At 46.2% G+C, this 22,517-nt stretch carries 16 protein-coding genes; 9 read left to right on the forward strand and 7 right to left on the reverse strand.

Going from position 1 to position 22,517, the window contains the following annotated elements:
* The first annotated feature begins 375 nt into the window (after positions 1 to 375).
* The gene (locus PSE7367_RS09590; RefSeq protein WP_015165168.1) at positions 376 to 780 is read left to right on the forward strand and encodes an STAS domain-containing protein; all 405 of its coding nucleotides are present in this window, start codon (positions 376 to 378) and stop codon (positions 778 to 780) included.
* A gap of 119 nt (positions 781 to 899) precedes the next feature.
* Positions 900 to 1,823 carry a mechanosensitive ion channel family protein gene (locus PSE7367_RS09595; protein ID WP_015165169.1) on the forward strand — a complete coding sequence of 308 codons (924 nt, stop codon included), beginning with the start codon at positions 900 to 902 and terminating at the stop codon, positions 1,821 to 1,823.
* 273 nt (positions 1,824 to 2,096) lie between these two features.
* Here PSE7367_RS09595 and PSE7367_RS09600 read toward each other — a convergent pair whose 3' ends face one another.
* The 5 genes from PSE7367_RS09600 to sufR form a co-directional block, all read right to left on the reverse strand.
* The gene (locus tag PSE7367_RS09600) at positions 2,097 to 3,005 is read right to left on the reverse strand and encodes a calcium-binding protein (protein ID WP_015165170.1); all 909 of its coding nucleotides are present in this window, start codon (positions 3,003 to 3,005) and stop codon (positions 2,097 to 2,099) included.
* Between the two features lie 551 nt (positions 3,006 to 3,556).
* A complete protein-coding gene (locus PSE7367_RS09605; RefSeq protein ID WP_015165171.1) occupies positions 3,557 to 4,483 on the reverse strand; it encodes a calcium-binding protein in 927 nt (308 codons plus the stop codon).
* Between the two features lie 806 nt (positions 4,484 to 5,289).
* On the reverse strand, positions 5,290 to 6,747 hold the full coding sequence (gene cysS, locus PSE7367_RS09615) for a cysteine--tRNA ligase (protein ID WP_015165172.1): 1,458 nt from the start codon (positions 6,745 to 6,747) through the stop codon (positions 5,290 to 5,292).
* A 194-nt stretch (positions 6,748 to 6,941) separates the two neighbouring features.
* The gene (locus PSE7367_RS09620) at positions 6,942 to 8,192 is read right to left on the reverse strand and encodes an HD domain-containing protein (protein ID WP_015165173.1); all 1,251 of its coding nucleotides are present in this window, start codon (positions 8,190 to 8,192) and stop codon (positions 6,942 to 6,944) included.
* Positions 8,193 to 8,492: 300 nt separating this feature from the next.
* A complete protein-coding gene (gene sufR / locus PSE7367_RS09625) occupies positions 8,493 to 9,329 on the reverse strand; it encodes an iron-sulfur cluster biosynthesis transcriptional regulator SufR (protein ID WP_015165174.1) in 837 nt (278 codons plus the stop codon).
* Positions 9,330 to 9,941: 612 nt separating this feature from the next.
* Here sufR and sufB point away from each other — a divergent pair.
* From sufB to sufD, 4 genes are all read left to right on the forward strand, one after another.
* Complete coding sequence (gene sufB, locus PSE7367_RS09630; protein WP_015165175.1) at positions 9,942 to 11,378, forward strand: Fe-S cluster assembly protein SufB; 1,437 nt, start codon at positions 9,942 to 9,944, stop codon at positions 11,376 to 11,378.
* 138 nt (positions 11,379 to 11,516) lie between these two features.
* Positions 11,517 to 11,927 carry a hypothetical protein gene (locus PSE7367_RS09635; RefSeq protein ID WP_015165176.1) on the forward strand — a complete coding sequence of 137 codons (411 nt, stop codon included), beginning with the start codon at positions 11,517 to 11,519 and terminating at the stop codon, positions 11,925 to 11,927.
* A gap of 130 nt (positions 11,928 to 12,057) precedes the next feature.
* Complete coding sequence (gene sufC, locus PSE7367_RS09640) at positions 12,058 to 12,846, forward strand: Fe-S cluster assembly ATPase SufC (RefSeq protein ID WP_015165177.1); 789 nt, start codon at positions 12,058 to 12,060, stop codon at positions 12,844 to 12,846.
* On the forward strand, positions 12,843 to 14,297 hold the full coding sequence (gene sufD / locus PSE7367_RS09645; RefSeq protein WP_015165178.1) for a Fe-S cluster assembly protein SufD: 1,455 nt from the start codon (positions 12,843 to 12,845) through the stop codon (positions 14,295 to 14,297). Before sufC ends, sufD begins: the two co-directional genes overlap by 4 nt.
* A gap of 11 nt (positions 14,298 to 14,308) precedes the next feature.
* Here the strand turns inward: sufD and PSE7367_RS09650 are convergent, their stop codons facing one another.
* Positions 14,309 to 16,888 carry a glycosyltransferase family 2 protein gene (locus tag PSE7367_RS09650; RefSeq protein ID WP_015165179.1) on the reverse strand — a complete coding sequence of 860 codons (2,580 nt, stop codon included), beginning with the start codon at positions 16,886 to 16,888 and terminating at the stop codon, positions 14,309 to 14,311.
* Between the two features lie 1,058 nt (positions 16,889 to 17,946).
* Here PSE7367_RS09650 and PSE7367_RS09655 point away from each other — a divergent pair.
* From PSE7367_RS09655 to PSE7367_RS09665, 3 genes are all read left to right on the forward strand, one after another.
* On the forward strand, positions 17,947 to 18,843 hold the full coding sequence (locus PSE7367_RS09655; RefSeq protein WP_015165180.1) for a hypothetical protein: 897 nt from the start codon (positions 17,947 to 17,949) through the stop codon (positions 18,841 to 18,843).
* 14 nt (positions 18,844 to 18,857) lie between these two features.
* Positions 18,858 to 20,714 carry a tRNA nucleotidyltransferase/poly(A) polymerase family protein gene (locus tag PSE7367_RS09660; protein WP_015165181.1) on the forward strand — a complete coding sequence of 619 codons (1,857 nt, stop codon included), beginning with the start codon at positions 18,858 to 18,860 and terminating at the stop codon, positions 20,712 to 20,714.
* Between the two features lie 171 nt (positions 20,715 to 20,885).
* Positions 20,886 to 22,154 carry a site-2 protease family protein gene (locus tag PSE7367_RS09665; RefSeq protein WP_015165182.1) on the forward strand — a complete coding sequence of 423 codons (1,269 nt, stop codon included), beginning with the start codon at positions 20,886 to 20,888 and terminating at the stop codon, positions 22,152 to 22,154.
* On the opposite strand, the gene PSE7367_RS09670 is transcribed toward PSE7367_RS09665, so the two are convergent.
* On the reverse strand, positions 22,151 to 22,492 hold the full coding sequence (locus tag PSE7367_RS09670) for an alpha/beta hydrolase (RefSeq protein WP_015165183.1): 342 nt from the start codon (positions 22,490 to 22,492) through the stop codon (positions 22,151 to 22,153). The two genes, PSE7367_RS09665 and PSE7367_RS09670, sit on opposite strands and share 4 nt — an antisense overlap.
* Positions 22,493 to 22,517 lie beyond the last annotated feature (25 nt).

Consider the following 22,517-nt stretch of genomic DNA (forward strand, 5'->3'; position numbering starts at 1 on the left):
GTTTGCTCAACTTCATCGAGATAAATCAATGGATTAAGTAGATTGCACCCATGGAGGGGTTTTATTATTTCTTAAGATTGTTTAAAATAATGTTGCTTAATTTGCGATTTAGCTTTGGCTATTTAGCAATTAGCTATGTGTAGTGGCAGCAAAATTGCCCCAATTATATTAGCTTGCGATCTTCGCATAATCTAGATTTTGGGCTGGCAAATGGTGATTGGTAAGCAAGATTAGCAGGTTTGACGATCTAGTCTTTGCTGAATATTTTGGGTATCTAAGAGGGGATAAATGCACGCCAGACACGGGCTCATTTTGAATCTGAGGTGTTTCTGGTGCGTATAAATTTATATAGGACGGCAAAGATAGGAGATGGTTATGATTGGAGTGAAAGACGCTACGGCTTGTCCAGTCGTCAAAATGATTAAACCAAACGGTAGGATTGATCGCAGTAATTATAAAGATATTTATCGGCAGGCGATCGCTGTGATCGAAACTGCTCAACCCAGCTTAAATGAGCAAGCTGATTTCATCCTTGTGGATATGCAAGATGTGCGATTGATTGATAGCTGTGGCTTGGGAACCCTAATCGCATTGCTTAAAGCTGCCCGCATCAATGGCAAGCAACTAGCTTTATGCTCAATCCGGCCGAATGTGAAGATGCTGCTGGGGCTGACCTCTGCATTTAAAGTTTTTAATGTTTTCCCAAGCGATCGCCACTTTTGGGTTGATTTAGAGCGGTTCACCTCAGATGCATGTCCATTAGCTACCGTTGCTGCCTAGATAAATATACGCAAGAATATATCGCAAGGATACATAAGGATACATAGGGAATTAAGCTATAAGTAGCGATCGACCAGAAAGACTAAGATCGCCTGCCTAAGTAATAAATTCCCCACCCAATGTCCAACATCCTAGAACCACTCCAAGAACTAATTGCCAATCCGATCGTAGTCAAAATCCTGGTGGCAATTATTGGTTTGATTGCGATCGCTTTTTTCTTTCGGCTTCTGCAACGATCGCTCCCCCGTTATATCAAGGATGCCGACACCCGCTATCGTGCCCGTAAAACGATCGGCTTGGCTGGCTATATCTTGATGATTATTTTTGTGGCCAGTGTGTTTGGTGATAGCCTGGGACAACTGGCGGTGATCTTTGGCGCGATCGGTGCGGGGATTGCCTTTGCGCTCCAAGAGGTGATCACCAGTATTGCAGGGTGGGTAGCGATCTCGTTGGGGCAATATTATCAACCGGGCGATCGAATTTTGTTGGGTGGGGTTCGTGGTGATGTCATTGATATTACGGTGCTACGCACAACCGTGATGGAATGCGGCGATTGGGTTGAGGGGGATTTGTATAATGGCCGGATCGTGCGGATTGCCAATAGCTTTGTGTTCAAAGAACCAGTGTTTAACTATTCTGCCGACTTCCCTTTTTTGTGGGATGAATTGGTGATTCCGTTGAATTATAACAGCGATCGCAAACTAGCTAGAGAACTACTGAACCAGGCTGTATGTGAGGTGATGGGCGATTATATTGAATATGCCCTGAACGAATGGAAAACAATGGTGCGGAAGTATTTAATTGAGGATGCAAGGGTTGAACCAATCATTTCGATCGCAGCTAAAGATAGCTGGATGGAATATACAGTTCGCTATGTGGTGGACTATAAGGAACGACGCGGCCGGAAGGATATGCTATTTGATTTGATCCTTGACAAAATTGATGCGACAAATGGTAAGGTGCAACTGCCTACGGCAACATTGGAACTGGTGCGAACTTCGCAATTGAAGGTGCGATTAGATCCAGCGGAACGATCGCTGTAACTATAACTATGAACAAGCAAATAAAAGACCAGTCATTCAGGACTAGTCTCAATTTAAGCTGTCTTTCTATGGGCTATAGGCGCAGTAATCAAATAGAGAGCCGATCGCTACTAAACAAACAGACAATTAATTCTTGGTTACAGGCGATCATGCTTTTTCTGCTTCAATTCAGCGTTTTGAATCAAGGTTCAGAACCAGAGCCAAAATAGCGATCGCCCCAATCACCTCAATCATCGTGATATTAACAAATTGACTTAATATCTCCCTAACTGACTAACCGACTGAAGTAACCAGAGGAGAATCTATCGCCACAGAGAATAGATTATTGAATACATTTGCCTGGTTGGTATCTAGAACCACTCCTAGAATCTGGCCATTGAAACTAATAATCGTGTCATTAGTTGCTGCCCCAGCAATATTCGTTGTATCAGATAGACCTACGGTGAATCTGCTTGCGCCAGCAATAATAATATAGTCACCAGCGCCAGAACTAAAGTCCAAAATCCGATCGGCAGCTTGGGCATTGGCAGCCAGGACATCAGCACGTAGGATAAACGCATCAGCACCACCGCCGCCCTGGAGACTATCGCTACCAAAATCGCCAACTAGAACATCTGAGCCGTTATTGCCAAAGAGCAGATCATTACCCTGCCCGCCACGCACAAAATCATTCCCACTGCCGCCAGAGACCTGATCATTATCACGATTGCCGTTGACAATGTCATTCCCAGAGTCGCCAAACACAAAGTCATTATCCCGGCCACCACGCAGGTAATCATAGCCATTACTACCAGTGAGCTGATCGCTGCCCCGGTTGCCATTCACTACGTCATTGTCGATAGAACCAAAAACAACATCATTGCCATTGAGTGCGCGAATCCCACCGGACTGAACTGGCCCAAATCCTGACCAGGTAGGCACATTCTCCGTATCATTATTATTAGTGAAGTCCCGAAATGCGCTTTCATTGGGAACAACGGCTGCCCCTTGAGTGATAGTGAATAGATAATTGAATAGGTTTAAACCAGTAAAGTCAGGGTTGGGTTCGGTGTAGAGGGCAACAGGGGTTGGTGGTGCAGCGGGAATCGTGCCAACACTAGGATGAATGATCGGAGCCGAAAAATTAATATTGCCGTTATTATCATCGGAAATAGTGCCGCCGAGAAAAGTTATATTTACCATGGGTTAAAAATTTGAGGTGTTTACTTAAATCGTTGAATTATTTCTAAATTACTTAAACTGTAAGTAATTGTTTTGTTAGATGGAAGCAAAGCCAAAATCTGCTAGAGCGAATCAGCTAGCTCGCCCTAACTAAATGACTAATACCAATCTTAAGGAATAAGAATATGCGAAGAAGTGAGTCAAAACACCAATTACCAGTATTTGTGATCACTCGTCTTTGTGATCACTTCGCAAGTTGAACTTAACCGAACCCTATATCCGTCAATTAATACCTTGGCTTACCTTAAGGTTTATTTATCGAGAACATTTAAGACAACTAATCAACCAGCCCAGATTATATTACTATCTTCAGACTTATGCCATAGGCCATCTTGTGGATGGAGAAGATCAATTAAATAGTATTCAACAAGTATCCAACAAGTATCCAACAAATAAATATATCCCGGCTTGCAGGGAAGACGGGATACGGGCGGAGATTCTTATATTACTGATTTGTAACCTAATCAAACAGAGAAAAAGCGAATATGCTTGATTCTTCTTTATTCTTTTTTTTAACCGATCGAAGTTACCAAAGCAGAATCCAAGCCAACGGAGTAGAAATTATTAAACACATCACCAGCGCTGGTTTCCAATACTACGCCTAGCACTTGGCCACTAAATGTGATTACCGTATCACTCCCACCAGCACCATCAATATTGCGGGAATCATCCAGGCCGATCGTATTGCGGCTTGCTCCATTGGCAACAATATAGTCACCTTCACCAGGATTGAAATCCAGAATCCAATCAGCGGCGAATTCATTCTGAGAAAGATTACTTTCGCCAAAGAAGCTGTCGGTGCGGAAGAAGAAGGCATCAGCATCTAAGCCACCAGAAAGGCGATCGGTGCCAACATCGCCAATTAGGATATCTTCACCATTGCCACCAAAGAGGGAATCATTGTCCTTGCCACCGCGCAGGAAATCATTGCCATCTTCGCCGAAAATCTGGTCATTGCCGCGATTGCCATTGAGAATATCATTCCCATTGAAACCAAATATTAAATCATTATCACGGCCGCCACGCAAATAGTCATAGCCAGCGCCACCAAAGAGTTGATCTGCGCCTAGATTGCCATTGACCACATCATTATCAGTGGAGCCATTGATAATATCGTCGCCATTAAGGGCTCTGATGCCGCCGGATCTAACGGGGCCAAAGCCCGACCAGTTGGGCACAACTTCGTTATCATTGTTGTTGGTGTAGTCCAGAAAAGCACTTTCATTGGGAACAACTGCCGCCCCTTGCACGATCGAGAATAGGTAATTCACTAGATCCAAACCTACAAAATCAGTCGTAGGTGGCGTATATAGGGCGATCGGGGTTGGGGGTGCAGCAGGGATTGTACCAACACTAGGGTGAATAAAGGGATCTGGCAGATTGAGATTGCCAGTATTGTCATCGGAAATAGTGCCGCCAAGAAAATTTAAATTTACCATTGTTTTATTGTCCTGATTGAGTCTGAGGATTTTGGGTTAGCTTGCTAGACAATTCTTTCTTTGCGTAAGCGCATTAAAACTGAAGCGCACGTGATTAGAGGTGGATTATGCAATTCACCGTTTACGATCGATATGCGGTTTTAGAGCCAATAAGTCGAGCTAATTAGAATGAGGCAAATCCAGCCAGGTGGTTAGTTCTATCTGGGGATATCAGACGAAATTGCGAGGTGTTTTGTTCCCTAAATTTATGAGGGCTGCCGACGCAGTGCTTTCAATCATACTAGGAATAGAAATGCCGAGAATATCAAAGATGGAAAGGGATCGCGATCGTAGTGGGAAACAGTGCTCTCGCCTATGTTGCCTTAATCAGCTTGAGGTTAACGATCGCCTTTCAGTTTTCTGCAAATGGCGAAAAAACGAAAAAGACGATCGCTTAATAATTACAGTTCATGTTTTGGCGGAACTGAACTGACATAACAACTCCCTATTACATAAGCTCCTCACGGAATAGGGATGAAGGCTTCATATGGATAAAGACTAACCGAAATGCCAAAATGTTTCATTCCCCATTTGTGCTGACCTGAATATCCAATCCAGCTTAATTCAGTACCGCTTCGCGCAGTGACTAGTGCAGTTGCCAATCCAGCATTTGCCAGCTAAGTCTTGCATGGCTTCATAAATCTGATTTTGACCGAATCGATTGAATCTTAATGTATGGCGATATATATGGCGATCGCTGCATTGGCAAGTTTTTAGTTGATTGCTGGTTGCAAGGTATATGGGCTAGATCTAGCTAGAGCCGTAAGCTAACGATGCCAGCGCGTAGTACCATCAGGTTGATCGATCAAGGTAATGCCAAGCTCTTTGAGTTGATCGCGGAGGCGATCGCTTGCAGCAAAATCCTTCGCCTTGCGGGCTGCACATCTTTGCTGCACCATCGTTTCAATCTGATCATCGCTGACTGTGGCCGAATCGTTACTATGATTAGCATTGCTCCGAGCTTCTGGATCGGCAATGAACCCTAAAACATCACTCAAATAGCTCAAGGTTTGCCAAGTTTGCGCCAACACAGCCGAGGCTAAATCACTTTTACCAGAATGAACTAATTTATTGGCTTCGGCTTTGAGCGGTTTAGCGAGTTCAAACAAAAGCGAAATGGCGATCGAAGTATTAAAATCATCATCCATTGCCCCATGAAAGCGATCGAGCAAATTTTGATCTAATTGATCTAGCGCCACCGCTAAGCGATCCCAACCCAATTGATCGCCAAAATCATGCTTGAATAGCAAGCCATCGCGGATCGTTTCCCAGCCCCTGGTTGCCGCATTAATTGCTTCTTCCGTAAAATCGATCGGCTGGCGATAGTGCGATTGCAAAATGAACAGTCTGATCGCCATTGGATCATAATGTTTCAGCAATTCTCGAATCGTGGTGAAATTCCCCAATGACTTCGACATCTTTTCGCCATCAATATTTACAAACCCATTGTGTAGCCAGTACCTGGCCAAGGGTTGGTGGGTTGCTCCTTCCGATTGAGCGATCTCATTTTCATGGTGGGGAAACTGCAAATCTGCACCACCAGCATGAATATCAATTTGATCACCCAAGCGCGATCGCACCATGGCCGAACATTCGATGTGCCAGCCTGGTCTACCCTCCCCCCAGGGCGATTGCCAGAAAGGTTCGCCTGGTTTCGCTGCCTTCCACAGCGCAAAATCAAAGGGATAGCGCTTTAATTCTTCGCCCACTGCAACCCGACCGCTTGCCCCCGCTTGCATATCCGCCAGTTTCCGTCCCGATAGTTTGCCATAGGTGGGGAACTTTTGCACCGCATAGTAAACATCCCCGCCAGCAGCATAGGCATAGTCCTGCGCTTCAAGGGCTTTAATTAAATCGATGATTGCCTCGATCGATTCCGTGGCACGGGGATATTCATCGGCGGGCATAATATTCAGCCGCGCCATATCTTCGTTATAGGTGGCAATATAGCGATCGCTGATCTCCTGCATGGTCACGCCCTCTTGCTGGGCACGCTTGAGGATTTTATCGTCGATGTCGGTAATATTCTGGACGTAGCGCACCTGGTAATTACGCGATTGTAAATATCGCCGCACCATATCCCAAACCACATAGGCTCTGGCATGTCCCAAATGGCAAAAGTCATAGACCGTCACACCGCAAACATACATCTTGATCTGCCCTGGCTCCAGGGTTTGCAGTTCTTCTTTCTGACGGGTAAGACTGTTGTAGACTTGCTGGGACATTGGTTTGATTAGATTATTGGGGCAGATTTGAATCAATTATGGATTGATGATCGCTGCAATTCCTCAATTAGGAGATTTGCGATCACATTTAAGTTATTTGCAATCACTAAATACCATTAAAACCTGAGATTGACCGATCGCCGCATCTTTCGCTTATTGTTTGCTATGTTTGCCACTAGCGATACTTGCGTTGGTTAGTTAAGCCGCAACATGGCACGATTAATGGTGCGTTTGGGGTATAGCAACAAAGTCTTTTCGATCGGCCTACTGAGAGTCTTCACCAGAGCCGATAACTCCACAATATCCTGCAATCCCTCTTGGGTTTGAATTTCAATCCCCTGCTGATAGATCGTATAACCTTTGGTTTGAGCCACCCTGATGCCACAATAATATTGAGGATCAACCCCTTTGTGCCTGAGCCTATTTTGAACTTGCTCAAGCAGTTCAGCTTGCTCGGCCGGTGCTTTGTCACTGATGTCGATCGTTCTGAATAAATCCCGATCCAGATACCGACGGCACATGTCCATCAAAATGCGATCGCCACTATCCCGCCAGCGATGCACATGATAGCCAAATACAATATCATCCGCCGCCAAATAGTTAGCACAACTGAGGCGATTGGGATCTTGCAAAATCCAGGCTTTCACCACCGGATCGATCGCTAGGTGCTGGGTCTGTAAAAGATTCGTCGCCCGACGATAGATCTGCTCCAGGATAAACCGCGCCGCAATATTTTTGGGATGGTTATAAACCTGTAAATACATAAAATAGCGCACAGTTAAATAATGCTCGATCGCCACTGTGCCTTTTTTGTCTACGACCAGGCGCTGCGTGATCGGGTCATAATTGAGCGCCATCAAAATCCGATCGAGGTCAAGCTGACCATAGCGAGCGCCAGTAAAATAACCATCGCGTTGGAGATAATCGAGTCGATCGCAATCAAGCTGCGAGGAAACCAGTTGATGCACGATCGGCAGTTTATAGGTTTTGGTAAACACTTGCTCCAGTCGATCGGGTAAATCAGCGCTATAACCTTGCAGAATCGCAGTTAAGCTCGATTCATGAATTAATTTAACTGTCCAGAGTTCGTGGTGATTACCCAGGATCTCTTCTCCAGCATGACTAAAGGGACCATGCCCCAAATCATGTAAAAGTGCCGCCACCAAAACCACCACCCGATGGGGACGCAAGAGGGGATAGCGATCGGCAATGCCATCAAATGCCCGCCGCGTCAGTGCCATTACGCCGAGGGAATGGGTAAACCGCGATCCTTCTGCACCATGAAAAGTCAAAAAGGCGGTGTCTAGTTGGCGGATGCGCCGCAATCGCTGAAATTCAGGTGCATCGATTAGCCGGATAATAAGTGCTTCAACTGGATCGTCGCCGTTTAGCGTAATCGCTCCATGGAGTGGATCGTGGTAGGTGCGCGACTTGCCAGGTAACATACATAATATAGTTGAGGCTTGATATTGCGGTTATAGCATAAGTGTAGCCCCAGATCGGCAATCTATCTGCAATTGAGATAATTTTGGCTCTAGTTGGCGTAAGGCTGTGACTAAAGAACTGCTCTTTAAAAACTTTGCTGGGAGCAAGGAGCTTGAGATCGAGGTTAAGAAACTCGGTGGTGCTGAACAAGTAAGGATTTAGGAGATAGTTAAATATCTACATCCCAGACAGCTAGGCTATAAATTTTAAATCGATTGCCAATTATCCTTACTACTGCATGACTACCCACAACCAGTTTTTCAATTGCGATTGCTGCTGATTAGATAACCACAGCGATGTTCACCGCCCACCATCCAATGGGTTCGCTCCACCTTGCAGCCCTCTAATGCCGCTTCAAACATCTCCAATTCATGGGAGCAAATGCTCGGAAAAGATTCGGCAACCTCAGAAATCGCACAATTATATTCAGTCAAAATATAATTAGGTTGATCGCCTTGGTCATGGGGATCTTGCTCGAACCACTCCGCCACATACCCTTCCGATCGCCGCAGTTCAGCCAGGTGCGCCACCCGATCGCGCAATGAGCCACTACCCAACTTCTGGCGATAGTCCATTGCTTTGCGCAGCCATTGTTTATGTAAAATCTCGCTAACTTGTTCCTTGCCCAGGGTTTCCGCCAGGGTATCGAGCAGATTGACCGAAAATTGATCATAATTAGCGGGGAAGCGATCGCGCCCAGCCTTGCTTAGCTCATATACATGTTGTGGCCGACCCATTGCGGTCTTAGCATGATGAGTTGAGGGATTTGAGGGATTGTTTTGATCTTGATTGTCACTATTATTAGCATTATGGGCTGCCATACTATTAGTCCGATTAGCCCCATTAGCCCCATTAGCCCCATGCTCGGCAAAATCATCTTGATCTTCAACCTCGTCATCCTGCTCATCGGGGTGCTCATCGGGGTGCGAGACATGGTAAATCACCAATCCTTCATGCTCTAAATCTTTTAAATGCCGACGGATTGCCTGAACCGAAATATCGAGGTGCTCGGCCAGTTGATGGGCGATCGCGCTGCCATGCTTCAGCAAATATTGCAGGATATCCTGCTTGGTTGATGTTTTCTCCTTGCTTTTCATTGATTATTTCACCAACTCATTCGATCCGATCGCTGATTTGCATTGTCAGGCCGATTGGCAATTTATGGACTAACTAAAATACCTAAAATACTTAGATTGCTTCGCCAAATGGCAAACAAATATCCTGGTTCAATATCTCAGTCAAACAATTACCCACCATTTAGCCAGCTAGGTCGTTAATTATTAGCAGTTAATTACTAATTTACTGAATAAAAAACTACTTTGACAACTTACATGTTACTAAAGTAACCTACAATATAGTTAAGAAACAAGTATGTTGTTTTAGTTGCCAAGGAATAATTTGATTGTTTCGATCGGTAGTAATTCGTAGTAATTCTTGGGTCAAATCAGGTTTTGGTTAGTTGCAATTAAGTGAAGTGATTAATTACCTATTACCTCATCTTTTGGCTTAGAAACTTACCAGCATCTCGATCGAGCATCAATTAGGATAATTCAAAGGTTCTTGCCGATCGCTTAAACATCTCTCTATGTCTGACTAGATCGGGATCAGAGCTGATTAGCGCCAACTAGCAGCATACGTTTAGAGCCGATCCCAATCCCAGGGGTTAGCCACAAACAAGATCAAGGAGCATTAGGAGCCACACAACTGCCATGACTGCAACGGTTCAAAAGTTAGTCAATCAGCCATATAAATACGGTTTTGTGACCAAGGTTGAGTCGGATATCATTCCCCGTGGATTGAGTGAAGACGTGATCCGCACTATTTCGGCTAAGAAAAATGAGCCCGAATTTATGCTGGAGTTCCGTCTCAAGGCTTATCGCAAGTGGCTGACAATGACCGAACCAAGCTGGCCTAATGTCAAATATCCGAAGATTAACTATCAAGATATTATCTACTATTCTGCGCCCAAGGCTCAAGCTAAAAAGCAAAGTCTGGACGAAGTTGATCCAGCCATGTTGGAAACCTTCGAGAAGCTGGGTATCCCCTTGTCAGAGCAAAAGCGGCTCTCGAATGTGGCGGTGGATGCAGTATTTGACAGTGTTTCGATCGCCACTACCTTTAAAAAAGACCTGGCCAAGGTGGGTGTAGTGTTCTGCTCAATCTCCGAAGCAATGCATGAATATCCAGAGCTGATCGAAAAATATCTGGGCAGTGTGGTGCCGATCGGTGATAACTTTTTTGCTGCCCTCAACTCGGCGGTATTTAGTGATGGCTCTTTCTGCTACATTCCTAAAGGGGTGAAATGCCCAATGGACTTGTCCACCTATTTCCGGATTAATAACGGCGATTCGGGACAGTTTGAGCGCACTTTGATCGTGGCCGAAGAAGGTAGCTCGGTCAGCTATCTGGAAGGTTGCACCGCACCAATGTTTGACACCAATCAGCTCCATGCCGCAGTGGTGGAACTGGTGGCTTTGGATGATGCGGAAATTAAATATTCCACTGTTCAGAACTGGTACGCCGGTAATGAAGACGGCAAGGGTGGCATCTATAACTTTGTGACCAAGCGCGGTTTGTGTGCGGGTAAGAATTCTAAGATCTCCTGGACGCAGGTGGAAACAGGCTCAGCGATCACCTGGAAATATCCCAGTTGCGTGCTGGTGGGTGATAATTCCGTGGGTGAGTTTTACTCCGTGGCGCTAACCAATAACCATCAACAGGCTGACACGGGCACGAAAATGGTGCATGTGGGCAAAAACACCCGTAGCACGATCATCTCGAAGGGTATTTCAGCGGGGCAATCCAAGAATAGCTATCGTGGCCTGGTTAAGGTTGGTTCTAAAGCCAAAGGCGCTCGTAACTATTCCCAGTGTGATTCAATGCTAATTGGCGATCGCACCCAGGCCAATACCTTCCCCTACATTGAAGTGCAGAATAATACTGCCAAGGTGGAGCATGAAGCTTCGACCTCAAAAATTGGCGAGGAACAATTGTTCTATTTCCAACAGCGGGGCATTTCTATGGAAGATGCGGTCTCAATGATGATCAGCGGCTTTTGCAAGGATGTGTTTAATGAGTTGCCAATGGAGTTTGCGGTTGAGGCCGATAAGCTGCTGGCGCTCAAGCTGGAAGGCAGTGTTGGTTAAGGTTTAGTATAGATTAGCGATCGCTTTTGGCTGATTCATAGCTAGGGCGATCGTTATTTCATCTGATTCAGAAAGCAAAACTCTGACTAGTTGAATTGATCTGTTGACCTGAATGATTTACTGCAGGAGGAAGAATCAATGCGACTTATTCAAGCGTTTATTAAGTTGAATCGAAGCATATTGCAAATGCCCCTGCTCTGGCAACTATGGATTCTACTGCTAGTAATCGTTAATGCGATCGTTCCCCTTTTCTTTCTGAGCCATCTAGAAGCCCAAGTTGTAGTGGCAGCATTCCTGGCTAGTTTCATATTGATGATAGTTCTGACAGCCCGTTATGGTTTCACCAGAATTTTGGGGCTAGGGCATATTTTCTGGATTCCGCTCCTTTTTTTCCTCGGGCTACACCAGACCAATTTACTAGGTAATAATTTATTCGATACCTGGATGCTGGTTCTGATTATTCTGAACTCGATTTCTTTGATTATCGATATAGTTGATGTGAGCCGTTATATTAATGGAGAGCGCTATGAAACTATCCAGGAGCAGTAAAGATCGATACAGCTACCCCGAATGCTGTTCTTTTTCGATCCCAAATTTGCTGTAACTGTAGTCTAGATCTTAATTTCCATTTCCAAAAACATCTAAATCTAAAATAATCAAAAAATTAACCAAACTCACAATGATTGTCGAAAATAGCGAAGTAATCTTAGCGGTCGAAGACCTGACCGCCTCCGTTGATGGAGTAGAAATTCTCAAGGGCGTAAATTTGGAGATTAAGGCTGGTGAAGTCCATGCGATCATGGGTCAAAATGGCTCCGGCAAAAGCACCTTTTCAAAAGTTTTAGCCGGACACCCGCAATATGAAGTTACGGGCGGCAAGATTGCTTTCTTGGGACAAGATTTATTAGAACTAGAAGCCGAAGACAGAGCCAGAAGCGGTATTTTTCTTGCCTTTCAATATCCCCTCGAAATTCCTGGTGTCAGCAATGCCGATTTTCTGCGCACTTCCTACAACTCGCTCCAAAAGCATAAAGGCTTGCCAGAGCTGGATATTCTCGACTTCGATGACCTGGTGCAGGAAAGACTAGAAGTAGTAAAAATGAACCCGAGCTTTTTGAGTCGAAGCGTCAATGAGGGCTTTTCTGGCGGTGAGAAGAAGCGGAATGAAATTTTGCAAATGGCGATCTTAGATCCCAAATTGGCGATCCTGGATGAAACTGATTCTGGCCTGGATATTGATGCGCTCAAAATTGTGGCCAATGGCGTGAACCAACTATCTAGCCCCGATAATGCCAGCATTGTGATCACCCACTATCAGCGATTGCTTAACTACATCGTGCCCGACTATGTGCATATTATGTCGGCGGGTAAGATTGCGATCACTGGTGGCAAGGAACTGGCGGTGCAACTGGAAGAACGCGGCTATGACTGGATCACCGAGAAGGAGACGGCGGAGGTGGCTCAGTGAGCATAAGAGTATCCGAGTTATCCGAATATCCAGAATCGCCTCAAGCTGCAACTGCTACTGGTGCGATGAATGGTGGCTCTAACCCTAACTTTGTGGATGGTATTGTCAACCAACGGTTTGATTTAAATCAGCTCCAGGTTAATCCGGAGGCGATCGCCTGGTTGCAATCGATTCGCCAGGAAGCCCAAACTTTGTTGGTGGATCAGGAGCTGCCCCACAAAAAGCAAGAGGAGTGGAAATACACTGATTTAAGTGCCGTATTAAAGCGTTCCTATGTGCTGCGCAAGCCCCAGGAATGTTTGCTCGATGCCCTAGAAAATCCTGGGTTTGAGAAGTTGATTGCCGGGCAGATTGTGCCAGAGGCGGCACGCAGCCTGTTGGTGTTTGTGAATGGTGTATTTTCCCCGCAGTTGTCGGGGTTGATCGATCTACCGGAAGGGGTGATCGTGGGTAGTTTGGCTCAATTGTGCGCTGATTGTTTGCCAGAGAAAGTGCAACAAAGGCTAGCCGAGTTTTTGGCGGAGCTAACCGATGCGGATGATTTTTTTGCTAATCTCAACGCCGCTTGCCTCAGTGATGTGGCGATCGCCTATGTGCCTAAAAATGTGGTGATCGATCAACCAATCCAGTTTGTCTATGCAGTGACACCGCGATCGGCACAGACGGCCAATATTTCTGTGATTTCCCAACCCCGCTGTCTGGTGGTGGCCGAAACCGGTAGCAGTATGACCCTGGTGGAAACCTATGTAGGCGAACCGGATCGCAGTTATTTATCTAATTCGGTCGCAGAAATTATGGTGGGTGAAAATGCCGCCGTGAACCACACCAAAGTTCAGTGGGAAGGCCATGCCGCCTGCCACATTAGCACCACCGCGATCGCTCAGGAGCGTGATAGCCGCTATACTTGCAATGCGATTTCTACTGGTGCAAAAATTTCCCGCCACAATTTGCAGGTGCAGCAATGGGCAGGGCAAACGGAAACCCACCTCAATGGTCTGGCCTATATTGATGGCGATCGACTCACCGATACCCATTCCGCGATCGCCCATAACTATGCCCACGGCAGCAGCAATCAACTGCACAAATGTATTGTGGACGATCGGGCGCGGGCGATTTTCAACGGCAAGATCCAGGTGCGGCAGGCAGCCCAACAGACCGACTCCAGCCAGCTGAGCCGCAATTTGCTGCTTTCTGACAAGGCCAGGGTAGACACCAAACCGCAATTGGAGATCGTGGCCGACAATGTTAAATGTGCCCACGGTGCTACGGTGAGCCAACTTGACGCAGATGAGATTTTCTATCTCCAGAGTCGTGGCATTGATGCGGCCAGTGCGGCAAATATGCTTACCTTTGCGTTTGCGGCAGAAGTGATCCAACGCATCCCGATTCCCCGGTTGCGGCAGGCATTAGAAAAGTTTGTCCTCTCTAAAACCCGCGCTCACCATAAATAAGAATTAACCAGCTAGATCTGGCAAACCATCACGGGGCTGATCTCCTGCTTCTTGCCAAACAAAGCTCTGGGCTTAATTAAGCTGCGCAGCAAGAAATAGATCGAAGCGATCTCACCGGGGGATCGTTGGCGCAACCATTGTCCTGGCCGACAAAATAGCAGCTCTACCAATTGGCGATGTTGCTCCAGGGTGACCTGCTCAAACCGTACCTTTAGTTTGGGCAATTCACAACTTCGTTCGCTGGGGGTAATTGTGCCGCGCAGCTTCAGCCCCACTTCCATAATCTCGATCGTTACGGGCATAGTTTCACCCGGTTGCAGATCCGGCGGCCTGCCAGTTACCTCTACTTCTGCACCAATTTCTGAGCACATGCTGGTAATGCCCCAGTAAGTTTGATGATTTGAGTTAGCCGTACTAGAGTTTAAATTGGCTGGCATCGCCATAGTTAACTCTTCAACGGTAGAACTATGAGCATTATTAGGAGCAATTTCAGCGGTGATCGTAGCTGGATCGCCCAGATCAAGTTCAAGATCGTTGGCAGGGAGAGCGATCGGATCTGGTTTCTGATCCAGATCGGCTTGATTTAATTGGTGATCTGTCTTTCCTTGGCGATTTGTATGACCATGCTGCTGACCATTTGCTTGATCAATACTTGCTTGATGAATATTTGGTTGTAAGTCTGGTTGAATCAACCTGGCTTCTGGATCTGGCTCGATTTTTACCACCCGACGTAAATTGAACCACTCATAGAGATCGACCCTGGGCACATCCAGCATAATCAGCAAACCAATCCCCAACAAGATCAGGTTATAGGTACTCCAGATCCAACCCAGATTCAAGCCTGTGATGTCATCATTGCTGCCATAGTCAGATATATGCATAATGCAATTGGCCAGGTTCACCCACAAACTCACCGCCGTCGCCAGAAACAGAAACACCAATGGTAGGGCTAGGCTCCAGTTAAACACCAGCCGATCGCGGTTAATACCCTTGGGCGTGACTTTGAAGCCTTTACCAAAGGGCTTGAGCAATGTTTGCAGGGTAGTTGCCGCCACAGGGATGCACAGGATAATATCGTAAATTTCGGCGATCGCCACCGATCGGGCACGATAGCTAAACCAGGAAAAGGTGGCCAGATTGACACAATAAACCGGCAGGAAATAGTAAATAATTTCTTCCAGGTTAGCCTTGACCGGAATAATGCCCAGAAATGAATAGGCTAGGGGAATTAATAAAAATGCCACCCGCGCAAAACTGGTAAACCAGTGGGTCACGCTACCCAAATGGCCAAACCGCTGCCGCAGGCTCAACCCCCGGATCATAAATGGGTTTTCTTCAATAAAAAATGCCTGCAAGGTGCCCTGAGCCCAGCGCAATCGCTGCGTTGCCATTGAAGCCATGTCATCGGGTGCGGCCCCCGCACTCAGCTTTTCATCTAAATAGGCCAGGTCATAGCCACAGCCAGCTAAGCGAATTGAGGTGAAATAGTCTTCACTAAGGGAGCTGGTCACAAACTTACCGCCAGCATTGGCCAAGGCCGATCGCCGGATCACAAATGATGTCCCTGAACAAACCACACTGCCAGTACCATCGCGGGCAGGCTGAATTTTACGGTGGAATACCTCATGCTCCGGCGCAATAATATTTTCCAGCCCCAGGTTACGGGCGACCGGGTCAGCATTGTAGTAGGACTGTGGCGTTTGCAACAATGCTAGATTTTGCTTCTGAAAAAAGCCCACCGTGCGTTGTAGAAAATTACGGGTGGGTACAAAGTCGGCATCAAAACAAACGATCAGCTCGCCGTTAGTCTGGCCGATCGCATGGTTTAAATTCCCAGCCTTGGCATGTTCATTATCGGGGCGGCAGATATATTCACAGCCCAATTCTGTAGCCAGGGCTCTAATTTCGGGGCGGCGGGTGTCATCGAGCACATAGATTTTTTTGCGATCGTAGTTGATCGCCTGACAGCCAATAATTGTGCGGCGCAGAATAAAGGCTGGTTCGTTGTAGGTGGGAATAAACACATCCACGGTGGGATAGTAGGCTCCGGCGGCCACATCCTCAGCATAGCGATCGGCCTCTTCACTGCGATCGCGCGCCTGGGTAATTAAAAATAATTCCAATGCACCATTGCTAATGCTAAATAGCTCCAGCGCAAATAGACCAATACTAAACACGCCATTGAGGGGGGTCGCCACATTCAAGGTCGAGAGCGATCGCCAAAGCAAATATCTAGCGTTGAGGATCAGCAAAATCGTCACCATCGCCAACCGCGACCATTTGATCGGCTCAGGCGAAATTTTGGTGATTGCCAGCGAGATGATCAATAAAATAATCGTTGGTACTGCCAGCAGTCGCCCAGTTACCATTGGTGCTTCCAGCCACATTGGTGGATTATCTTGCAGCCATTGCAATTGCCAAAAGATTTGTTCAATCTGGCCAGCGCCACTAAACCAGGCCGCCACGATCGCCCCACAAATCAAAATTATTGAAATTAAAACCACCGTAGCGATGCGCGGCTTGAACCAAACTCTGGGATCGGGTATGTCCCAATCTTTCCCAGTCACCTTGGAAACGTTTGTCTTTGTCATTCTCTGCGATCCAAATAGTTAAGCGATCTGATCTTTGCTAATCATGGACAAGCTATTCTTACATCCATTGATTCCTACTCCCTCTAGATTCTCTGGTTTAACCTATGCTCATAACCATGTTCATAACTTGTGGATCTAGCCATATACCTGGATCAAGCCAAAAATTAAAATACTTTAGTTAGCAATCTATCGATCAAGTTGACCTGATTAACCTCAATTTGCTCAACTCCATCGATCAAATGCCATCTAAGTTAAATGTGTTTAATTTAATATGCTTAATATGCGATCGGGACTAATGATTAAGCCAGCGATCGCTGATGATTGAAGTAATTAAGCAATCCCCAACTTTTACATAATCTACCAATATCTATCAATTAATCCTAAATTAGTTGATCTAAATTGGTTGATCTAGCTGGTGGAATTTGCCATCCCAGACCAATCATACCCAATTCAATTTGCCCAATTCAATTTGAGAGTTGTGAGTTTGCGATCAACCTGATTTAAGAAAGAAATCTCTGGTATGTCCAAGATAACGGTTGAGATCGTGATTTTTGGGCTGCAAGCTTGGACTTTTGGAGTTCTACTAACTATTTCTACTAACTATTAAGTGCAGGTACGGCAACGGGGACATGATAGCGATCGCTACTATCGGAACTATCTGACGAAACTACGTGGCTAGGTGGAAAATAGATTTAGCAAATTTTGGCGGTCGGCAACCGTTTAGTAGATTTGGCAGGTAGAATGTATAGCATTAATCAGACCAGATATATAAAAAAGAGCAATAAGAGTATACCTAGCTTTAGAGCTTTAGATTTCTAGGCTAAATCACGGCAAATTGTCTATTGTTGCTTGGGTGTGGGCGAATATAACTAAATGTATTTAATGTATTTAATGTATGTAAACGAGTTGAGTGAACGATATATCTTGGCCTAGTTGGCTTAGAGTTTATTTAGCTTGTTCATGCTTGTTGTTAATACCCAGTGGTAATATCTGGCTTAATGTTTGATTCGATTGGCTTAGTCTGTTTTCAACTTGCTGCCAGTTCAATGGTGTGACCCATGACTAGATATAGCGATCGCCCTTATCACAATGATGTGATCAAAGGTGGAAATACACCACCACCGGTCAAAGATGCAGCTCTGGGGGGCTTGGAAGGAATCAGGCGCAGGTTACAGGTGGCCTCTTCCGAAGATAAAAAAATATCGGTGCTGCGGGATGTGCTGCGTTATGGTCAGGCTGGTAAAGACTTATTAAAGCAAATTATTAAATCTGAAGCGGGAGCAGTCCAGGTCGCAGCCTATTGTCTGCTTAATTTTGATAGTCAGGCAACTGAAGTTGAATCCCAGGAAATTCTCGGTGTAATTAATGCTGCTGTGCAGAGGTCGATCGATACTAGGATCGAAGTGCGGCAGATTTCAGTACCCGCCACACAAAATGATTCATCAAGTGATTCATCAAGTGATTCATCAAATGAATTAGCGGCTGGAGCCACTAAGATCGCAAAACTTCCTGCCATTGATATGCCTGCGATCGGTGCTAAGTCTAAATTGAAATCAAAACCCAAATCTAGATCTGATCGACCTGGGCAAACTCCTCATCAAGCCAATCGATCTAATTATGCTCATCAGGGTAAAGAGCCAAATAAACGGGAGCATAATCAACCAGCCCAGCCAACCGCTACATCAACATCGCCAGCCAAAGCGCCCTTAAAACCACCAGGTCAGTCAGCGAGCGATCGCACGCCAAAACTACCGCCAATTCAACCCCGACCCCAGCCCCAAACCAAGCAAACATCACATTCTGGGTATGATACTCAACACAATGGTAGCCAAAATAGTAAATCTCGATCGCCCAAACTGTCCCATAAACACCGCAAAGACCATAAAAAAAATCAGAACGGCTGGCAAAGATGGTTCAATCAAACCCTGGGGATTTCTGAGCAGACGGACGAGTAATCCAATCCCTACCAATGCCTAACCTCGATCTGAAATATTTTTTTGTGTCGCCGCAATCGCAAATAGTCCAGATGGCAGCGACGATCGCCCAGGCTCAGGGGTTCAAGCTCTATGCGGTGGGGGGAGTGGTGCGCGATCGATTGTTAGAGCTGTTGGCTGCCGATCGAGTGGCTGGCGATCAGTCAGCCGTAGCCCCAACATTTTGCAATGATATTGATCTGGTGGTTGAAGGTCAAGCGGAGGCAGGTCTTCAGGTGGCGATCGCCCTGCATCAGCAACTTAGCCAATTAGTAACAGCAAATCAGCTTGAATCAGATTATGGCACAGCGAGATTATTAACCTTTGCCCAATTCCAAACGGCGGAGTTATTCTGGCCAGATTTTTTTGGTTTGGGTAGTTTTACTCTGGATCTGGCAACTGCTCGCCAGGAAACCTATGCCCAGCCAGGTGCGAATCCCCAGGTACAGGCCAGCACGATCGACCGGGATCTATATCGCCGCGATCTGACCATTAATGCGTTGGCGGTGGAGATTTTGCCTGTGGGCAATGATCCATTTATTAACCAAGATCAAAATATCGATATAGTTGCAGGTCAAAATCAGCAAATAGTAATTGCTAAGCAACAGAATTCACGTCAACCGGGTGAGTTGATTGATCTCTTTGGTGGCTATGAGCATCTGTGCCAGAAACAAGTATATCCAATTCGATCGGGTAGCTTTGCGGAAGACCCACGCCGGATTTTTCGGGCGGTCAGGTTCGCGCAGCGATTTGGGTTTACGATCGCGCCAACTACAAGGGACGAAATAATTGCTACTACGGCTAGTGGTCAACATGATCACATCGGTGGGGCTCGGTTGCGATCGGAGCTTAATTATGTGGTGGCGCATCGACCCAGGTTGGCGGCGGAGATGTTGCGATCGCTAGATGAGCTGGGGGCATTGCGCTGTATCGATCGCACCTTACATATCCCTGGTGATCTAAGCTGGCAACTGCGACGCTTGCGGAAATGGCTAGCCTGGTTTGCACCAGAATATCCGATCGTCTCTGGGGCAATTGAGTTATTAGTTGCCTATCTGCCTTTGCCTGATCATCTGCACAATGAGCAACCGATCGAGCAAATTAACCAAACTAGTCAAATTAATCAGACTCAGCGATCGCAGCCCTTACCAAACTTACCAAAAGCCCTAATCAAGCAACGCCAGCAACAAATAGAGCGGCTGGATTTACGTTTGACCGCTGAGCAAATTAAGCGACAGGGTAAACTATTGCAACTGGAGCAGGCTTTAGAAAATCTTGGTCAGGAATATTTGGGTGGTTTAAATGGTGGAGATGGATTGCTACTTAGCCCAAAGCCTCAAGCTAGCCCAAAGGATCAAGAGCCTCAAGATCAGTGGCAAACGCAGCCCGATCTATCCCTGGCCAGCCAATTTGAGATCCCGATTAATGCAAATATTAATCCGAATATTAATGCCAACAAAATCGAACGACTAATTAAACCCAGCCAGGTAGTAACAACGATCGAAGCTTATGATCCAGTAACGATGACGATCGCTGCTGCTCGGCTCGGCAATATTGATCAAGCTAAAAATAGCGATTGGTCAATTAGTAAAAACAGTAATGAAAATTCAACCAGCTTAAAAACCTGGCAACTGCGATTGCTGTGGCTATACCTGACCAGATGGCAATATATCAAGTCTCCCCTCAGCGGCCACGATTTAAAAGAACTGGGGTATAGTCAAGGCAGGACGATCGGCATCTTGCTGCATAAACTGCGTGCCGCTCAGTTAGATGGCCAACTCAACCCATTTGATGGTAGTAGTTCTCGTGAGGCGGCGGTTAAACTATTGGCAGAATTCGATCGCAACAATTAAGCAAAATTTGAAATTAAGCAGAAACAATAAACATTTGATAAATATTTCGTGGCATCACACCCCCTTAAGACAATCAGCCGGAAATCAGCCCCCAATATTCAATATCATAGAGATATAGCATAGATATGCTAAACAACTAATCTGGTTACACCCACTCAGGAACAGGCAATTATGAGAGGCGGTATGCGCATCGGCGCGATCTTTGGTATTCCCCTATATATTCATCCCACCTGGCTATTGATTTTATTTTTGTTGGCCTGGATGTACAGCGAAGGCTATCAGAATGTATCTTCACGGCTAGCGCTCACCTCTGGCCTGGTTACTGCATTTCTGGTATTAGGCTCAATTCTTTTGCACGAGCTAGGGCATAGTTTGGTGGCCAAGGCACAGGGGATCGAGGTGAAGTCAGTCACTTTATTTTTGTTTGGTGGCATTGCATCGATCGCCAAGGAACCCAAAGATCCACTCTCGAATTTAGCGCTGGCGGCGGCTGGCCCTTTGGTTAATCTGGTCATAGGCAGCTTTTTGGCAGTCGTAGCTTGGTTTGCCCTGGGCGATCAGGCTATTCTATTGGGAACCGCCGACCAGACCCAGGAAGTGATTAGTGGCTTGGCGGTAGAACTTGGCGTGGGGCGAGCCCTGGTTAGCCTAATGGCGCTCAATCTGGCTGTTTTTAATATTGTGATCGGCCTATTTAATTTAATTCCCGCCCTGCCCCTTGATGGTGGACAGGTGCTCAAGTCGATCGTTTGGAAGATAACTGGTAGCCGCTTTAGTGGCATTCGTTGGGCTGCATATTCAGGTCAGATCATTGGCATTTTTACGATGCTGCTGGGCTTTAGTGCTTTGTTTGCCCAGGCTCTCAATGGCATCTTCTTTATCTTTGTGGGTTGGTTTGTGTTCAACAGCGCCACGGTGCATCTTCAATATGGCCGATTGCAACAAGCATTGCTGGAAATTGATGCAGAATCAGCCATGACCCGCGATTTTCGGATTGTGGATGCGGATATGTCTTTGCGTCGGTTTGCGGATGATTTTTTATTGATGCAGGAAAAAGACAAACAACCGATCTTTTTTGCGGCCTCAGATGGGCGCGATCGCGGCATGGTGAATGCGGATGAGTTGCGCTATATTGAGCGCGAGCGATGGGAACAGGAAGATCTGCATAGCATTGTCAAACCGCTCCAGTCCTTGGATGTGGTCGATCTAAGCACCAAAATCCCCAGGGTGATCGACATGCTAGAGCAAAAAGAATTGCCTTATGTGACGGTTTTGTCTCCGGCGGGCTCGGTCACTGGCATCGTCGATCGTGGTGATGTAATTCGGGCATTGGCTCGGCGCTTGAATTGGCGCATTCCGGAGGCTTATATTAAACGGATCAAGGCAGAGGGGAAATTTCCGCCAGAATTAAAACTAACTGAAATCACTTCTCAGCTCTAGTTTTGGTGGGGATTTTTAGGGGCAAAGTTTTTAGCTGCTGTGGAAATCACCGGTGGAATGGTCTGCTGGCGATCTAGTTTGCTTAAAACTTGAGGAACTTCCCAGGCATAAGGACTCAAACCACCTGGCCAAAAAGTGGTGTTGCCATCATTCATATAAACAACCGGATAGCGATCGGTATGGTGATCGTGGTTGTGGGGCAGAAAAACATGAACTTTACGCGGCAGATCCTGGCCAGGATCAAGCTGCAAGTTGTCATAGGTATGAAAATAACCACAGTCATGCCCTTCGTCACGTTGCCAAGCGGTTTGACCATGGTGATGAATTTGGATCGCCATAACTACATCAAGAGCCTGAATTTAT

The sequence above is a fragment of the Pseudanabaena sp. PCC 7367 genome (genome assembly GCF_000317065.1).
GTDB lineage: Bacteria > Cyanobacteriota > Cyanobacteriia > Pseudanabaenales > Pseudanabaenaceae > Thalassoporum > Thalassoporum mexicanum.

Excerpts from the sequence above, each read along its gene's own strand:
- PSE7367_RS09590 (WP_015165168.1), top strand. The coding sequence starts at position 376 with ATGATTGGAGTGAAAGACGCTACGGCTTGTCCAGTCGTCAAAATGATT.
- PSE7367_RS09595 (WP_015165169.1), top strand. The coding sequence starts at position 900 with ATGTCCAACATCCTAGAACCACTCCAAGAACTAATTGCCAATCCGATC.
- PSE7367_RS09600 (WP_015165170.1), bottom strand. The coding sequence starts at position 3,005 with ATGGTAAATATAACTTTTCTCGGCGGCACTATTTCCGATGATAATAAC.
- PSE7367_RS09605 (WP_015165171.1), bottom strand. The coding sequence starts at position 4,483 with ATGGTAAATTTAAATTTTCTTGGCGGCACTATTTCCGATGACAATACT.
- cysS (WP_015165172.1), bottom strand. The coding sequence starts at position 6,747 with ATGTCCCAGCAAGTCTACAACAGTCTTACCCGTCAGAAAGAAGAACTG.
- PSE7367_RS09620 (WP_015165173.1), bottom strand. The coding sequence starts at position 8,192 with ATGTTACCTGGCAAGTCGCGCACCTACCACGATCCACTCCATGGAGCG.
- sufR (WP_015165174.1), bottom strand. The coding sequence starts at position 9,329 with ATGAAAAGCAAGGAGAAAACATCAACCAAGCAGGATATCCTGCAATAT.
- sufB (WP_015165175.1), top strand. The coding sequence starts at position 9,942 with ATGACTGCAACGGTTCAAAAGTTAGTCAATCAGCCATATAAATACGGT.
- PSE7367_RS09635 (WP_015165176.1), top strand. The coding sequence starts at position 11,517 with ATGCGACTTATTCAAGCGTTTATTAAGTTGAATCGAAGCATATTGCAA.
- sufC (WP_015165177.1), top strand. The coding sequence starts at position 12,058 with ATGATTGTCGAAAATAGCGAAGTAATCTTAGCGGTCGAAGACCTGACC.
- PSE7367_RS09650 (WP_015165179.1), bottom strand. The coding sequence starts at position 16,888 with ATGACAAAGACAAACGTTTCCAAGGTGACTGGGAAAGATTGGGACATA.
- PSE7367_RS09655 (WP_015165180.1), top strand. The coding sequence starts at position 17,947 with ATGACTAGATATAGCGATCGCCCTTATCACAATGATGTGATCAAAGGT.
- PSE7367_RS09660 (WP_015165181.1), top strand. The coding sequence starts at position 18,858 with ATGCCTAACCTCGATCTGAAATATTTTTTTGTGTCGCCGCAATCGCAA.
- PSE7367_RS09665 (WP_015165182.1), top strand. The coding sequence starts at position 20,886 with ATGAGAGGCGGTATGCGCATCGGCGCGATCTTTGGTATTCCCCTATAT.
- PSE7367_RS09670 (WP_015165183.1), bottom strand. The coding sequence starts at position 22,492 with ATGGCGATCCAAATTCATCACCATGGTCAAACCGCTTGGCAACGTGAC.